Annotated in this window: 16 protein-coding genes; 10 read left to right on the forward strand and 6 right to left on the reverse strand. The window is 38.0% G+C overall.

The window, feature by feature from the left end; genetic code table 11:
• Positions 1-227: 227 nt before the first annotated feature.
• Entirely contained in the window at positions 228-1100 is an 873-nt protein-coding gene (locus ACWNMY_RS15790; protein WP_449539217.1) for a sulfite exporter TauE/SafE family protein, read from the reverse strand.
• Between the two features lie 124 nt (positions 1101-1224).
• Positions 1225-2148 carry an RluA family pseudouridine synthase gene (locus ACWNMY_RS15795; protein WP_449539218.1) on the reverse strand — a complete coding sequence of 308 codons (924 nt, stop codon included), beginning with the start codon at positions 2146-2148 and terminating at the stop codon, positions 1225-1227.
• 202 nt (positions 2149-2350) lie between these two features.
• Here ACWNMY_RS15795 and ACWNMY_RS15800 point away from each other — a divergent pair, with 202 nt between their 5' ends.
• Positions 2351-2752 carry a DUF5365 family protein gene (locus ACWNMY_RS15800; RefSeq protein ID WP_449539219.1) on the forward strand — a complete coding sequence of 134 codons (402 nt, stop codon included), beginning with the start codon at positions 2351-2353 and terminating at the stop codon, positions 2750-2752.
• A 69-nt stretch (positions 2753-2821) separates the two neighbouring features.
• Here the strand turns inward: ACWNMY_RS15800 and ACWNMY_RS15805 are convergent, their stop codons facing one another.
• On the reverse strand, positions 2822-3301 hold the full coding sequence (locus tag ACWNMY_RS15805) for a thioredoxin family protein (protein ID WP_449539220.1): 480 nt from the start codon (positions 3299-3301) through the stop codon (positions 2822-2824).
• A gap of 1 nt (position 3302) precedes the next feature.
• Positions 3303-3743 carry a disulfide oxidoreductase gene (locus tag ACWNMY_RS15810; protein ID WP_449539221.1) on the reverse strand — a complete coding sequence of 147 codons (441 nt, stop codon included), beginning with the start codon at positions 3741-3743 and terminating at the stop codon, positions 3303-3305.
• A 187-nt stretch (positions 3744-3930) separates the two neighbouring features.
• Between ACWNMY_RS15810 and ACWNMY_RS15815 the strand changes: the two genes are divergently transcribed.
• From ACWNMY_RS15815 to ACWNMY_RS15835, 5 genes are all read left to right on the forward strand, one after another.
• Positions 3931-4587 (forward strand): HAD family hydrolase, encoded by a 657-nt coding sequence (locus ACWNMY_RS15815; protein WP_449539222.1) that lies wholly within the window; start codon positions 3931-3933, stop codon positions 4585-4587.
• A 359-nt stretch (positions 4588-4946) separates the two neighbouring features.
• Complete coding sequence (gene glpK / locus ACWNMY_RS15820; protein WP_449539223.1) at positions 4947-6437, forward strand: glycerol kinase GlpK; 1491 nt, start codon at positions 4947-4949, stop codon at positions 6435-6437.
• Positions 6438-6566: 129 nt separating this feature from the next.
• Positions 6567-8231, forward strand: a complete 1665-nt coding sequence (locus tag ACWNMY_RS15825) for a glycerol-3-phosphate dehydrogenase/oxidase (RefSeq protein WP_449539224.1) — start codon at positions 6567-6569, stop codon at positions 8229-8231.
• A 234-nt stretch (positions 8232-8465) separates the two neighbouring features.
• Positions 8466-8711, forward strand: a complete 246-nt coding sequence (locus ACWNMY_RS15830) for an HPr family phosphocarrier protein (protein ID WP_449539225.1) — start codon at positions 8466-8468, stop codon at positions 8709-8711.
• Between the two features lie 354 nt (positions 8712-9065).
• The gene (locus ACWNMY_RS15835) at positions 9066-10796 is read left to right on the forward strand and encodes a phospho-sugar mutase (RefSeq protein WP_449539226.1); all 1731 of its coding nucleotides are present in this window, start codon (positions 9066-9068) and stop codon (positions 10794-10796) included.
• A gap of 125 nt (positions 10797-10921) precedes the next feature.
• Here ACWNMY_RS15835 and ACWNMY_RS15840 read toward each other — a convergent pair whose 3' ends face one another.
• Positions 10922-11161 (reverse strand): YhdB family protein, encoded by a 240-nt coding sequence (locus ACWNMY_RS15840; RefSeq protein ID WP_449539227.1) that lies wholly within the window; start codon positions 11159-11161, stop codon positions 10922-10924.
• 214 nt (positions 11162-11375) lie between these two features.
• On the opposite strand from ACWNMY_RS15840, the gene ACWNMY_RS15845 reads away from it, so the two are divergent.
• Both ACWNMY_RS15845 and ACWNMY_RS15850 read left to right on the forward strand, forming a co-directional pair.
• On the forward strand, positions 11376-11732 hold the full coding sequence (locus ACWNMY_RS15845) for a DUF3889 domain-containing protein (protein WP_449539228.1): 357 nt from the start codon (positions 11376-11378) through the stop codon (positions 11730-11732).
• 144 nt (positions 11733-11876) lie between these two features.
• Positions 11877-13286 (forward strand): SpoVR family protein, encoded by a 1410-nt coding sequence (locus tag ACWNMY_RS15850; RefSeq protein WP_449539229.1) that lies wholly within the window; start codon positions 11877-11879, stop codon positions 13284-13286.
• A 78-nt stretch (positions 13287-13364) separates the two neighbouring features.
• On the opposite strand, the gene ACWNMY_RS15855 is transcribed toward ACWNMY_RS15850, so the two are convergent.
• Positions 13365-14111: a DUF4230 domain-containing protein gene (locus tag ACWNMY_RS15855; protein ID WP_449539230.1), complete on the reverse strand. Its 747-nt coding sequence runs from the start codon at positions 14109-14111 to the stop codon at positions 13365-13367.
• 269 nt (positions 14112-14380) lie between these two features.
• Here ACWNMY_RS15855 and ACWNMY_RS15860 point away from each other — a divergent pair, with 269 nt between their 5' ends.
• Positions 14381-14800, forward strand: coding sequence for a universal stress protein (locus ACWNMY_RS15860; protein WP_449539231.1), 420 nt, complete (start codon positions 14381-14383; stop codon positions 14798-14800).
• Between the two features lie 381 nt (positions 14801-15181).
• Positions 15182-16660, forward strand: coding sequence for a SulP family inorganic anion transporter (locus ACWNMY_RS15865; RefSeq protein WP_449539232.1), 1479 nt, complete (start codon positions 15182-15184; stop codon positions 16658-16660).
• Positions 16661-16846 lie beyond the last annotated feature (186 nt).

Raw genomic sequence — 16846 nt, forward strand, 5'->3', positions numbered from 1 at the left:
TCTAGCGGTACATGCTCGCTTAATTTTCGGCAAAGCATCTGAGTAGAGATCAATTTCAGGGTACACGCTCACACAATCTATCACAAAGCATGTACCGCAAGCTATCTACAGTGGAAATACGTTCATATTTTTTTATGATCATGCTCCACAGTGAATCCTAAAATAGGCAAAACTTCTAATCCAAATCAAAACAAAAACAACATCCTCTGCACATAGGGATGTTGTCTTTATCCAGCTTCTTTTTCTTTTAAACGGGATCTTAGGATATAAAATAAAAAGTGAACGAGCATGTAAAAACAGTAGGTAAATAGAATGAGAAGACCAATAAAATCTAACTGAACCAGCTTGAGTACTAAGCTTACACCGGTGGCGATGTAAAGTCCTGCCAAAAAGTGTCGTACCTGAGTGTCTTCATACACATTGGTTACTAATGCACCCAGCTGCCCACCTACTAGTGCACCTACAATCAGACATCCAATTACCCCGTAATCTAGTTGGATAGTAGATGCATAGGTTGTAAAACCAGCCACCACAATCAGTAGAACACTTAGCAAGCTTGTACCAACTGCATATTTAGGCTGGAACGATAGTACGCTCATTAATAATGGAACGATTATAAATCCTCCACCTACCCCTAACGCTGTGGAAATAAAACCGGCAAATAAACCAATGGCTACAATTTTTACATATGAATACTTCGTTCTACTATTTGATTGTTCCCTAGTTGGTGGTTTACTTACGAGTATCGATATTGAGAAATACAAGATTAGTGCTAAGTACATAATTGGAATTACGGTATTTTCAAGCTGATATCGCTCAAGAAAAATCACAAATGGGTGTGCGAGTTGTGTGGAAATGACACCGCTCATTCCTAAAATAAGAGATGTCTCCCATTTAATATTCTTAAGTCGAAAATGTGCAACCACTCCAGAAAGTGAAGTTGCAACTGTATATAACAAACTTGTAGCTATAGCAATTACAGGAGAAAATCCCATTAGGATAAGAGTTGGTGTAAGTATAAATCCACCACCGATTCCAAAAAAGCCAGACATTACTCCGATACCTAAGCCTAATATGACGTATATAACTAAATCCTGCAATGGTGTACTCCTTTCCGAAAATGTCACTTATGCTTTCACTCATTATACTGGAAAATTCCAACTTCTGCATGTGTACAAGACCCATACTGATGATAATTGATCAGTCAACCTAAGTGATTTTCAGCTAGAATGGTTTCAAGCTATGATAACGTTCAAATATGGGAGGATTATCTAAGTATGGTGCCTCACATACGATTTGTTCATGAGTCATAGGGTGTAAGAGACTCAATTTTGCGGCATGTAGTGCTTGCCGCGGTATAATTGGTTGTCCACCATATAATGTGTCACCGACTAGCGGGTTGCCTAGATGGCTCATATGTACACGTATTTGATGAGTTCTTCCTGATAGAAGCTCGAGCTCAATAAAAGACATATTTTCATGAGCAAACGATCGGATGAGCTTATACTTTGTTACCGCTTTTTGACCTGATGGAGATACTCTTCGCCGTGTCGGATGATGCCGGTCTCGCCCAATTGGCGCATCAATGGTACCAGATTTTTGTTTGATAATCCCATGAACCAAGGCTTGATAGGTCCGCTTGATTTCGCGTTGCTCCAGTCTGCGGTCTAAAATCGAAGAAGCAAGTTTATGCTTGGCAAACAGAACAGCCCCTGTTGTGTCACGATCTAGGCGGTGAACGTGGCGAACCTTTATTTGAGCACCACTTGCCTGAAAGTGAAAGGCGACAGCATTTGCTAACGTCCCAAGCTGTCCTGGTTCGTTCGGATGAGTATCCATGTCAGCGGGTTTGTTCACAATCAATATATGATCATCTTCAAATAGAATGTTTAGATCTGAGTTGTACTCGGGTTCGACCCCTAAATCTTCCTCACTAAAAAGGTGAACCTGAAATCTATCATTGTATGTCAGTACAGTTTTCCACGGCAAAGTCTCCCCATTAACCTTTGTCCTTTTTTCCATACGGAATTGATGAAGCATTTGCTTCGGCATTCCCCATACATTCTTAAGGACTTGTTCGATCGTCATGCCTTCCCAGTTTTTAGGAACAGAGACTTCAAACCATTCGCCCAATCTTGTTGTTAACATAGCAGTACCTCGTTTATCTTTATTGTTGAAAAAGTACTTATTACTTCATTCATTCACACTATTATTATCCTTAAAGTATAACGAATCATTAAAATGAATGGAAGAGTAAGGTGGATATGGAGGAAAGACTTACCTTACCAAATTCATAGTACGCTATGTTATCCTAGTTTTATTACTATGGAGATATAAGGGTGGGTTTACATTGAAAATAGTAGTAGCATCAACTCCGGAGCAGGAGCATCACATTACGGAACTAATAGATTACATGTATTCTTCCATCTTTCCAGTCTATTTCAAAGATGAGTATATTGGAAAGCTAGAAGAGTGGAATGTGTTAGCGCCGAAAGAGGAAGAAGTCTACTATAACAGGACTTTAGATAAGGCATTTAAGGTAATTTCGAGCCTTCAAGCGATTATTGCAGTTCTGGAAACGATTCAAGAAGAGGGCTTCCAAAAAAATCATGAGGATATATTCGAGAAAAATGCACAAATCTTAAATGACTATGGCTATTTGTTCCCATTTACGATTGAGGAATTTCAATGCCATAATCATTCAGAAGCTTTAAGTAAATATTCTAAGCCTGCCAATCAATATCTGGCATAATACATAAAGGCGAAAGCAGCCTTTGCGTAAAGAAAATCCCTACTCCTTTTATCAGAGTAGGGATTTTTATCATTCCTGACTAGCTAATGCACCTTCAAACCATGTCTTATATTCGTTATGATCTGGGTGATAACCTACAAGACGAGATACTTCTTCACCATTTTCAAAGTGAATAAGTGTCGGTGTTGAATCGATTCCATACTTGTTCCAAGCATCATTAAATTCAAGTAAATTTAATTTCTTTAGATCAAGACCCATTTCATCAACCATTGGAACAATAACAGGTGTTGTATTTTGACAATGTACACATGTTGGACTGTAAAAATAAACAGTCATTGTTTCGCCATTTTCTAACTTTGATTCTAATTCGTCTGGCAGAATTTGATTCCCATAGTTAGGATCATCCAATTGTTTAATTGTTGCTGGGTCGAGATTATCCTTACCATAGGGATTTCCTTCTGCTTGTTGTTTGTTTTGTGTGGTTGTAACATAAGCAAGTGCGCCAAAGATAGCAACAATAATAACTGTAAAAATAATTAGCTTTTTCAAATTATTTCCCTTCTTTCAATTTTCTAAGAGTCATAAAACTAGTAATCGCAATAATGGTAAAACCAATCAAGGCTAGGAAAGGAATCGTTACAAAACCCAACCAATTAATATACTGGCCTGTACATGGTACAACTCCACATGCAAGTGAATTTTCACCAATTGTAGGGACCTTTTGAACTAGATAGTGATAGATTGAAATCATGCCACCGACTGTTGATAGAATAAATGTATAAAGTGCAATCGTATAGTTCTTTTTGTAAATGGCAATTCCTAAAATGATGACAAGAGGGTACATAAAAATACGCTGGTACCAACATAATTCACAAGGAATATATTTTTGTATTTCAGAGAAATAAAGGCTGCCTAGAGTTGAGATTAATGCTGCAGCAAATGCAATAAATAAATATGTTTCTAGCACCTTTTCATTTTTTTTAGTGTCCACTCTTTTCCCTCACTCCACTATTATATATCAAAATTATAGTATCCTATGAGGTGAATGTAAAACAGGAAATCTTGAAATGAAGACTTTTCTGTGAATATTTTGTGTCAGCAGAGAACTTGAAAAATGGACTTTGCTAGGCAAATCTTTATAATAGGAATAGAATTCCGATAGTCAGGAGATGAACGAGATGATAAAAGCAGTCATATTTGATTTTGATGGACTAATATATGATACGGAAACAAATGAATATAACGTCTTAAATGAGATCTTTCAGGAGCACGGATCTGAACTTCCTTTATCCGTATGGGGGAAGGTAATTGGGACACAAGCAGGATTTAATGCCTTTTTATATCTAGAAGAACAAATTGGAAAGAAAGTAGATCAAGACCAACTCACTAAAATAAGGCGTCAACGATTTGAAGAGAGAATGAAGAACGAAGGTCCATTGCCTGGAGTAGAAGACTACTTAACCGCTGCAAAGAAGGCTGGCTTGAAAATTGGCCTTGCTTCAAGTTCTACATACGAATGGGTATCTACTCATCTGAAGAATCTTTGTTTATTTGATTATTTTGAGTGTATTCGTACTTCGGATGATGTAGAAAAGGTTAAGCCAGACCCAAGATTATATCTAGAAACAGCAAAATGCTTAGGGGTAACTCCAAATGAGTGTCTTGTCTTTGAGGACTCGGCAAATGGAGCACTTGCAGCAAAACGTGCTGGAATGTATTGCGTCATTATACCGAACGAGGTTACAAAGGACTTGGAATTTTGTGAGGTCGATCATCGATTGGAATCGATGGCTTCTGTTCAATTAAATGAGCTAATTCAGAAGATCGAAGGTTAAACAACCTACAAACACCACCTTTTCCTAGGTGGTGACAGAGTGTAGATAAAGTCAGCACTGACTTTGTCTTACGATTTTTCGCAGTACTTCTAAAAAGAAATTACTTTCCCCAGACTGTCTTGAAAACGTTTGTCAGACAAGGCGCGCAGTCGATAGAAGACGCGAATAGAAGTTACCTTCATGAGCGGACGAGAGAGGCAAGCAACGCAGTATGCGAGCGTTTGTCAACAGTCTGACACCACCTTTTCCTAGGTGGTGTTTTTTCGTGCATCTTGGGAATAAATCTTAATCTATCGGTAGATAAATGCAAACAGACGTGTTTTAATTTTAGTAGGGATTACGTAGGAGGTGCAATCGGAATGGATAAATACATACTCTCACTAGACCAAGGCACAACAAGTTCACGAGCCATTTTGTTTAATCAAGAAGGAGAAATCGTCCATGCTGCACAAAAGGAATTTACACAAATTTTTCCGAAGCCAGGCTGGGTTGAACATAATGCCAATGAAATTTGGGGCTCCATTTTATCGGTAATGGCATCGGTTTTATCCGAGGCCAATATCAAGGCAGAACAAGTGGCGGGGATTGGTATTACAAATCAGCGTGAAACCACGGTTGTATGGGACAAAGAAAGCGGTAAGCCAGTATACAATGCGATTGTGTGGCAATCTCGCCAAACAGCAGAAATTTGTGAGGATTTAAAGGGAAAAGGATTAAATGATACATTTCGTGAGAAAACGGGCCTTCTAATTGACGCCTATTTTTCTGGAACAAAAGTGAAATGGATATTAGACAATGTGGAAGGAGTACGTGAAAAAGCAGAAAACGGTCAGTTGTTATTTGGAACGATTGACACTTGGTTAATTTGGAAATTATCAGGTGGGAAAGCCCACGTAACGGATTATTCAAATGCTTCTAGAACCTTAATGTATAACATCCATGACCTAAAATGGGATGATGAGTTATTAGAATATTTAACTGTTCCAAAGTCGATGCTTCCAGAGGTACGGCCTTCCTCAGAGGTTTATGCAAAAACTGCCGATTACCATTTCTTTGGTCAACAGGTTCCCATTGCAGGTGCAGCAGGTGACCAGCAGGCGGCCCTATTTGGGCAAGCTTGTTATGAAAAGGGAATGGTCAAGAACACATATGGCACAGGTTGCTTCATGTTAATGAATACCGGGGAAAAAGCAGTATCCTCGAAGAACGGGTTGTTAACAACAATCGCATGGGGCTTGAATGGAAAGGTTGAATATGCATTAGAAGGAAGTATTTTTGTAGCAGGTTCCGCCATTCAATGGCTTCGTGACGGCCTACGGATGTTTAACGATGCAAAGGATAGCGAAGGATACGCGGTGAAGGTTGAGTCAACAGAGGGTGTTTACGTTGTTCCAGCCTTCGTAGGGCTTGGTGCTCCTTATTGGGATAGTGATGTTCGCGGTGCGGTATTTGGTCTGACACGCGGAACGTCAAAGGAACACTTTGTGAGAGCCACCTTGGAAGCATTGGCCTATCAAACGAAGGATGTCTTAACAGCAATGGAGGCTGACTCAGGTATTTCATTAAAAACGTTAAGAGTAGACGGTGGAGCTGTGAAAAATAACTTCCTTATGGATTTCCAAAGTGGAATAGTAGGTGTACCCGTTGAGCGTCCCGTTATTAATGAAACGACAGCGTTAGGTGCAGCTTACCTTGCAGGTTTAGCAGTGGGATATTGGAAAGACCAAGCTGAAATCTCAAAGAAATGGGCTATTGATCAAACATTCAAACCAACCATGACTGAAGATAGACGAGTGGAATTATATAGCGGATGGAAAAAGGCTGTACATGCAGCTATGGCTTTCAAATAAAAGATATGTTAAACTAAAAGTAAGTTAATAATCCGGTAGGAGACAGGGAGAGACCGCAGGAGCATTGTATGAAAATATACAATGACTTTTGTGGTCTCTTTTTTTCTACCTTTGAGGGGTGGAGATAAAATGAAAAAATTTTCAAGTATAGAGAGAAATTCGATTTTAGCCGAGATGGAGAAAGAAATTCATGATTTATTTATTATAGGTGGAGGAATTACAGGAGCAGGTATTGCTCTAGATGCAACGACACGTGGGTTAAAAACAGCTCTTGTGGAGATGCAGGATTTTGCCGCAGGAACTTCAAGTCGTTCCACAAAACTTGTTCATGGTGGTCTTCGTTATTTAAAACAATTTGAGGTAGGCTTAGTAGCCGAAGTCGGGAAAGAAAGAGCTATTGTGTATGAGAATGGCCCTCACGTTACAACTCCTGAGTGGATGCTGTTACCGCTCCATAAAGGAGGAACGTTCGGCAAATTTTCAACCTCGATTGGACTTCGTGTGTATGACTTCTTAGCAGGTGTAAAGAAAGCTGAGAGAAGATCAATGTTGAATGTGGAACAAACTCTAGCAAAGGAACCGCTTATAAAAAAGGATGGCCTCAAAGGTGGGGGCTACTATGTTGAATATCGAACAGACGACGCACGTTTAACAATTGAAGTTATGAAGAAAGCTATTGAAAAGGGCTCAAAAGCAGTGAACTATGCAAAGGTTGAATCCTTTATTTATGAAAACGGAAAGGTAAAGGGTGTAAACGTTGTTGATCAACTAACAGGTAAGGAATATCAAATCTATGCTAAAAAAATCGTGAATGCAACTGGACCATGGGTTGATAAAATGCGTGAGGCAGATCGTTCGAAAAAAGGGAAGGTTCTCCGCTTAACAAAAGGAGTTCACATTGTGATTGATCAATCCAACTTTCCGTTAAAGCAGGCGGTCTACTATGATACTCCAGATGGACGTATGGTGTTTGCGATTCCTAGAGATGGGAAAACATATGTGGGAACAACGGACACATTTTATGACAAAGACACTGCTCGGCCGACTGTCACTGCTGCGGATAGAACGTATCTGCTTCAAACCATTAACTATATGTTTCCATCGGTTCAAGTGAAGGATTCAGATATAGAATCTAGCTGGGCAGGTGTTCGTCCACTAATTTATGAAGAAGGGAAAGACCCATCAGAAATCTCCCGAAAGGATGAAATTTGGGTGTCAGATTCCGGACTTATCACCATTGCAGGAGGAAAATTAACTGGGTACCGAAAAATGGCTGAAATTGTAGTAGACAAAGTCGCAAATCTTTTACAAGAAGAAGGACAGATTGCACTTAAACCTTGTCAAACAAAGACGATTGCCGTATCTGGAGGCAATGTGGGAGGCTCCAAAAACTATCCTGCGTTTGTAACTGAAAAAGTCGAACAGCTTATGAAGGATTATCACCTTTCAGAAAGAGAGGCTGAACGATTGACTCGATTATATGGTTCTAACATCGATATTATAAGAGGGATTATGCAAGAGTCTGGCCAAAAGGCAGTTGAGGCGCACCTCCCATTGCCTATCTTTGCAGCCCTGGAATATGGAATACAATATGAAATGGTTACCAAACCTATTGATTTCCTAATTCGACGTACAGGTGCCATGTTTTTCGATATCGAATGGGTAAATAAATGGAAGCAGCAGATTGTAGAATACATGTCTGAACGTTTTAATTGGACCACCGATGAACAACAAAGCTATGTGGCAGAACTGGAATCCCACATAAAGGATGCTACCGAACCCAGCGATGCATAAGGAAATCAAGTACAATTGTTCACACTGGCGAGTGACGAAAGAAAAGTTTTTTAAAAGATAAGACGGAGGAATCCGTCTTTTTTTGAGAAGTATTGTAACGAGAGACGTTACAATTATTAAGGTGATATTAAATTTAGTAAAGGAAAGAGTGAAAAGGTCTAAAAAGTATGATTGTGAATAAATGTAATAATGGTCGTTCTGTTCTTTCATCAAACTCTTAGGGAGTGATTCGTTATGATTGAAAAAGAGATTATTGTTACAATTAAGGAAGGATTGCATGCAAGGTCTGCTGGAGAACTGGTTCAAAACTTGAGCAGGTTTACGAGTGAAGTGGAATTTAAGTTGAAAAATAGATCCTATAATGCCAAAAGTATTTTAGGGTTAATGGGTGCTGCCATCCAAGAAGGACAAACAATAACGGTCAAGGTTGATGGACCCGATGAAGAGGAAGCACTTGAATGGCTAGAGTCGTTTATTTAGGGTAAAGCGAGCAAATGAAAGATACGCATGCATTTGGTAGGGTAGCAGGCCATAAATCATTCGCAAGATCCAGAATAAGGAAATACTAGCTTCGGAAAGGCTCATATCTGTAAAGATATTCCACATTTTGAAGCCTATTATTTTGTAAAAAAACCACGACGTATCTTAGTGAACGATTTCGTCGTGGTTTTTTATTGTTCTATATAGCCTTTTCTTTAGTATTTTATTGAAAAAGGACAAACTTACATAAAATAATTGGAAAAGAACAGGATTTTTATTAGAATAAGTAGAAGATAAAATAAAGACAAAATAAAGACAAACAGTTTTAGAACAGAATATGGGAGGCTCATCAGCATGAATTGGATGGAAAAGTATAACCAATGGGTAAATACACCTGGGTTAGATGAAGAAATGAAAAATGAGTTAGAGGCAAAAAAAGAAAATCAAAAGGAACTAGAAGATTGTTTTTATAAAAATCTTGAGTTTGGAACTGGTGGAATGCGAGGAGAAATTGGACCAGGGACAAATCGTATGAATATATACACGGTGCGAAAAGCTTCTGCAGGACTTGCAGCTTTTATTGAGTCCTTTGGGGAAGATGCGAAACGTCGTGGTGTTGCAATTGCTTTCGATTCTCGTCATAAATCCCCTGAGTTTGCAATGGAGGCTGCAAAAACTCTTGCAACACATGGAATTCAAACCTATGTATTTGATGAGCTTCGACCAACGCCTGAACTTTCCTATGCAGTTCGTCATTTGAATGCATTTTCAGGTATTGTTGTTACAGCTAGCCATAATCCACCAGAATATAATGGTTATAAGGTATATGGCTCAGATGGTGGACAACTTCCCCCTGAGGCTGCTGATACTGTAATTGAAAAAGTAAATGCAATTGGAAATGAACTCGAGTTACAAGTGGGTAGCGAAGAAGAACTTAAGGCTTCAGGTCTCATCAAAATTATCGGTACAGAAATTGATAATGCATACACAGAAAAACTAAAAACCATCTCACTTAATCCAGAGCTATCACAGGTTGGAGTAAAGGTTGTGTTCACTCCTCTGCATGGAACTGCCAACAATCCAGTTAGAAACGGTCTAAAAGCATTAGGCTATGAGAATGTTACAGTTGTAAAAGAACAAGAGCTTCCAGATCCAAATTTCTCTACCGTAAAATCTCCAAATCCAGAAGAGCATGCTGCGTTTGAATTGGCGATTAGAGATGGTAAGCAAATTGATGCAGACATATTAATTGGAACTGACCCGGACGCAGACCGTTTAGGAGTAGCTGTAAAAGATGACAAAGGTGAATACGTTGTATTAACTGGAAACCAAACAGGTGCAATCTTATTACACTACATTTTGTCTGAAAAACAAAAGCAAGGAAAGCTTCCTAAAAACGGAATAGTACTTAAAACGATTGTAACTTCTGAAATTGGTCGTGAAATTGCAAAGTCCTTTGATCTGGAAACAATTGATACCTTAACTGGCTTTAAATTTATTGGTGAAAAGATCAAGGAATATGAAGAAACTGGTGAATATAAATTCCAGTTTGGTTATGAAGAAAGCTATGGTTACCTAATCGGTGATTTCGCACGTGATAAAGATGCCGTCCAAGCAGCATTATTATCTGTTGAAGTTTGTGCGTTTTATAAAAACAAAGGTATGACTATGTATGAAGGCCTAATGGAGATATTTGAAAAGTACGGATATTATCGCGAAGGTCTTGAGTCCCTAACGTTAAAAGGGAAGGAAGGTGCTGAGAAGATCAATAATCTTCTTGCAACGTTCCGTAGTGAGCCACCGACAGTTGTTGCAGGTCGAAAGGTAACTCGAATTGAGGATTATAAGGAGAGTGTACGCACTCTTGTGGACGAGAACGAAAAACAAACAATCACCTTGCCAAAATCTAATGTATTAAAATATTTCTTAGAAGATGGGACATGGTTCTGCCTACGTCCATCTGGTACGGAACCGAAAGTGAAATTCTATTTTGGTGTTAAAGGAAACTCTCTTGAAGATAGTCAAAGTGTTCTAAAGGATATTTCTACAGATGTGATGCAACAAGTTCACACCATCCTAAAATAACACAAGGGCTTTTGCGGACTCCTAAACGCTATGGTTGCGCATTAATGCCAAATAATTACAAATGTAAAAGACAAGGCCAATTTTTAGGCCTTGTCTTTTTTGTTAAAAGTGAAATCTAGTCCCACTTACATATGAGCTGCTAAATCTTCCATGCTTTCTGTAGAGGCATGGTCTATATAACGCAATAACGAATACAACTGACGTTCGATGATGGAATAGTCTTTTTCAAAATTATATGCATGTAAAAAGTGTTCTATTTTTTTTGAAAGGAAATCATCCTTTGTTCGAACCATTAATATAAGTAGGTTATCCCACTGTGAGCGATGTGTGTAATAAAGCGCTTTGTCATAATCTACAGTATTCACTGCTTTTAACCTCCTTTATAGGAGTTGATTATAGTTTATGGAGAAAGTGAGATATATTTCACTGTAAATCTTGGGCAAGAATCCAAAACAATTTTGTATCAAAAATAAATATGAATTCACGCAGGACTTGGTAAATTTGGTAAAAATAAAAAGAGTAATGCCTTTCATAAATGTGTAAACTACAATTGATTTTTACATAGGAGGTAATGCTATCTTGAAGAAAAGAATTGTCATGACAATAATCTGCAGTTTGATTTTGCTTAGCGGTGGATCAATAGGGAATGCGCAGCAAAAACCGCCACAAAAACCACCACAACAAGAACAAGAACTTCCTACGGATTATGAAAAATGGGGAAAGATTGCAGTTGATGTCGCAAAATTAAATTATCCGGATAGTAAAATCAGTGACTATCAATATAGAGGAAGGGAAGAACTCACTGATACCCAATCAAAGGATACATTTGAGTTAAAAGTTCAAACAAAGGAGCGAACTTTTACAGCAAAAGTCATGATTTTATTTAACCCACAGACAGAATCACTATTATCATTAAGTATTGAAGAAGTTAAATAAACCTGCTTTTGGCCACTTCTTATCAAGTTTTTTGAGTAAGATGTGGCCTTTTCTTATCAAAAACAAGTAAGAATGAAATCCCTTTTCATCATTTTGGCCAATTACTCATAAATTGGAATAAGGACGAAAAGGGGGAGATCAACTGTGAAAGATTCTGACCGCAAAGCTCTTGAATATGCAATTGATGAAATTACGGAAATAGCAGAGGGCTTTGGGCTCGATTTTTATCAAATGAGATACGAAATTTGTCCCGCAGATATCATCTATACATTTGGTGCATATGGAATGCCGACTCGTTTTTCACATTGGAGTTTCGGAAAGCAATTTTACCGCATGAAGCTACAGTATGATTTAGGGCTAAGCAAAATTTATGAACTCGTTATAAATTCTGACCCATGTTATGCATTTTTGCTCGATTCAAATTCCCTCATTCAAAATAAACTCATAGTCGCCCATGTACTTGCCCATTGTGATTTTTTCAAAAATAATTTCCGATTTAGTAATACAAAACGTGATATGGTTGAAAGTATGGCAGCAACAGCTGAAAGAGTGAAGCATTACGAGCACCTATATGGAAAACAAGAGGTTGAGGATTTTTTAGATGCTGTCTTGGCAATCCAAGAGCATATCGACCCTTCACTTATGAGACCAAAGCTTACATGGAGTATGGAGGATGAGGAAGAAGAAATAAAGAAAAATCCTACTCCTTATGATGATCTATGGAATCTAGATCATACATCAGCAAAGCCTAAGCCAGTTTCCCGTAGGAAAAAGAAGTTTCCTCCTCAACCAGAAAAAGACATTTTACTATTTATTGAACAATACAGCCGTGAGTTAGAAGATTGGCAACGTGATATTTTGACAATGATGCGTGAAGAAATGCTTTATTTCTGGCCACAGCTTGAAACGAAAATCATGAACGAAGGCTGGGCTTCGTATTGGCATCAACGGATCATTAGGGAAATGGATCTTTCTTCGGACGAAGCAATCGAGTTTGCAAAACTCAATGCAGGTGTTGTTCAACCATCCAAAACAAGTATTAATCCATATTATTTAGGATTGAAAATTTTTGAGGATATTGAAGAACGCTATAATAATCCAACGAAAGACATGATGGAACGTGGAGTGAGGCCAGGATCTGGTCGAGATAAAATGTTTGAAGTTCGTGAAGTTGAATCAGACATTTCATTCATTCGAAATTATTTAACGAAGGATTTAGTTCTACGTGAGGATATGTATTTGTTCCAGAAACAAGGTCGCGATTACAAAATTATCGATAAGCAATGGACCCAGGTTCGCGACCAACTAGTCAGTATGCGGGTAAATGGAGGGTTCCCATATATCACTGTAAATGATGGGGACCATTTGAAAAGTGGAGAGTTATACCTTAAGCATTGGTTTGAGGACATTGAATTAGATCTGAAATACCTTGAAAAAGTGTTGCCGTATATTCACCAACTGTGGGGAAGACCTGTTCACATGGAGACTATTCTTGAGAATAAGACAGTTGTGTTTACGTATGATGGGAAAGCTGTGCATAGGAAGTATGTATAAAAAGCTTTAATTTAGAAGAGGATTGCAACAATAGAAAAGTCCCCCTTTTAAAAGGGGGATTTAGTAAAAAGGTTGTTGCTATTCAAAGGATATTTTCACTGAGTAGCCAAGGTTACTAAAAAACTCTTTCAGAACTTTTTCAGCATTAGTCTCTGCTGATTGCAATAGTCCTATTTCTAGAGCCTCTTCTTTGATTTGCTCTTGAGCTTCTGCAGCAAGGTTAAACCCTTCTGCCCATTCAATCTTTCCGCGAAATAATCCTTCGTCAGAAAATGTTCGTACATTATCCATTTGAATTGCAGGTTCTTGAATAAGAGTAGCAGGAGGGAGGACGATTTCTAATACTTTATCTTTTTCATGTAGTGTAATATCATTTGCTGATATTCCTTTCAAGTCAACTCCCGCAATTACAGTTGCTGGCACAACCAATAGTATTTCACGCTTTGTTCCTGGGAAATTTACCTGAATATCCTTCCCAAATATCTTGTTATCCTCTTGTTCTATTATTACTTTTACATATGCTTCTGAGGTAGCTAGGGTTGCTAACTCTTGAACCTGTTCTACGAATGTCGTACTTTCTTGCTTAAATGAACTACTTGAAAAAAACCAAATACCTCCTGCTATACTTGATACAAGTAGAGCGGTAATAAGTATAATTTTTATGCCCCAATACTTAAAAAATAGCTTAAATAATGCTCCAGAAAAACTAAATCCCCTACCTCTATGTCCAACTGTAGCGGCAGCAGCAGTTTCTTCTCTGCCATCTTTAATTTCTTTTAATACACTCTCCAGCTGTTGTGATAATAATTGATCCTTTTTTCTCATACCTTTCTCCCTTGCACTTCAATCTATTTGAACTTATTTTATAATTCTGATGATAAACTAGTAATCTGGTACTTTGGAAGTATAACAAATTCTGAGCATTTAGGACCGTTTTTTAATTTAATTTTATAAATGTTATTTATTTACACCAAAGCTTATAGGTTATTGAAATGAGATGAAGCAACGTTCAGACAAAGAAAAAGCAGTTTAAAGGAATATTGGGAACCTATAAAGAATTTAATAACTAGCGCTATATAATAGGGGGTTCATTCATGTACCAAAAAATCCTACTAGCTGCGGATGGTTCTGAGCACTCGAAGAGAGCAGCAGAAAATGCATGTATGATTGCAATGAGTAGTCCCAATGCAAGAATTGAAGTTGTGTATGTAGTCGATCACAATAAGGCGAAATCAGATGTATTAGAGAGTTGGAATGCTGCTAATACTTCTGATAAACGAAAAATGCGATTAAGAGAGATAGAAGAATTAGCAAAGAACTCTAGTATAAACTATGAAGTAAAGTTTCTTCATGGTGAACCTGGTCCTACAATTGTAGATTATGCTAATAAAAATCACTTCGATATCGTTATCATTGGGAGTCGGGGATTAAATGTACTACAGGAATTTGTACTTGGAAGTGTAAGCCATAAGGTTGCAAAGCGGGCGAATTGTCCAGTCTTAATTGTTAAATAACGATCTTACAGAAGGAATTCTCCTTCTGTTTTTTTTGTCCTTTTACTTCCTAAATCTTCTAGAAAGATTTTAAGCTGATAGTGAGTTAGATAGTAATAGGAAGAAAACAGGTGAAAAACAAAGAAAAAGTAAAATGTTTTCGTTTACATTAGAATTTCACAGAATTGTCACTTTCAGATATACTTTGTTATGTTCACGACGGACCGACTTTCATGAGAGTTGAAAGTCAATAGAAATGCGAAAGCCTTGCACAGGAACGAAAACTGGATATTCCGACAAAGAGGCGTAGTTAGCCTTTGTAGGAGAAATTGAAGTTTCTCGATTTTTTTGGCATGACGTTATCAAAAGGAAATATTAATCAAATAAGAAAGAGGTGCTGATTTGAACGTATCAACATTTAAAACTGAATGGTTTGGCAATGTAAAGGGAGATGTTCTTGCAGGTATTGTAGTTGCACTTGCATTGATACCTGAGGCAATTGCCTTCTCACTGATTGCTGGAGTGGACCCGATGATTGGGTTATACGCTTCCTTCTGTATTGCAGTTGTGATTGCATTTGTTGGAGGAAGACCTGGGATGATTTCTGCAGCTACAGGTGCAACTGCACTGTTAATGGTTACATTGGTTGCTGATCATGGTCTCCAATATCTACTTGCTGCAACAATTTTAACTGGGGTTATCCAAATTATTATGGGTGTTTTAAAGCTGGGAAGATTGATGAAGTTTGTTCCGCGTTCCGTAATGACTGGATTTGTAAATTCCCTAGCGATTCTTATTTTTGCTGCCCAATTGCCGCACTTTGTAGGTGAAACATGGCAAATGTATGCAATGGTAGCAGGTGCTTTAGCGATTATTTATCTTTTCCCTCGTGTAACAAAGGCTGTTCCATCACCTTTAGTAGCAATTATTGTTATGACTGTCATTGCAGTCATGACCAATAGCGGTGTACGTACGATTGGGGACATGGGTGAACTCCCATCAACATTACCATTCTTTTTACTACCTGATATTCCATTGACGTTTGAAACATTACAAATCATTTTTCCGTATTCTTTGTCGATAGCAATTGTTGGACTAGTTGAGTCATTACTTACTGCCTCAATTGTTGACGATATGACTGATACGGAAAGTGATAAAAATAAAGAGGCACGTGGACAAGGTATTGCAAATATCGTCTCTGGTTTCTTCGGAGGAATGGCTGGTTGTGCGATGATTGGCCAATCAGTTATCAATGTAAAATCTGGAGGCCGAGGAAGACTGTCGGCATTTGTTGCTGGTGTGTTTTTAATGGTACTGATTTTATTATTAAGTGACTTTTTAGTTCAAATTCCTATGGCAGCACTGGTTGGGGTAATGTTTATGGTATCGATTGGAACATTTGATTGGTCTGCCTTACGCACACTTCATAAAGTTCCAGTAACCGATACAATTGTAATGATCGTAACAGTTATTACTGTATTACAAACCCACGACCTATCTAAAGGTGTATTAGTTGGGATTATACTAAGTGCCATCTTCTTTGCTGCAAAGATTTCAAAGGTAAAGGTGACAAGACTTTCAGCGAAGGGTACTCATAAAAAAGTGTATCACGTATCAGGCCAACTATTCTTTGCATCCGTCACAGATTTTGTAAATAGCTTTGATTACAAAGAAGACGTTAAAGAAGTTGATTTAGATTTATCCAATGCTCATCTTTGGGATGATTCTGCAGTGGGTGCGATTGATAAAGTCATGATCAAATACCATCAAAATGGTGTGAAGGTAAATATCAAAAACTTAAACTCAGAAAGTAATAAATTAGTTGAAAAACTCGCTGTACACAAGACTCCAGGTGGTCTTAATAAAGCAGTAAATCACTAGGTAATGAAACACGCTGATAATCGTCAGCGTGTTTTTTGTCGTTTAAATAACTAGTACTAGGAATAGGCATTCTAGTACTAGTACTGAAAATAGGAACGTGTTCTCATACAGAATGAGAACAAATGGTGATTCTTTTTCTGGTAAATCTTTTGCACAATAAACATATACAAAAACAGATGAATGAAC

It is taken from the genome of Ferdinandcohnia sp. Marseille-Q9671, assembly GCF_976954385.1.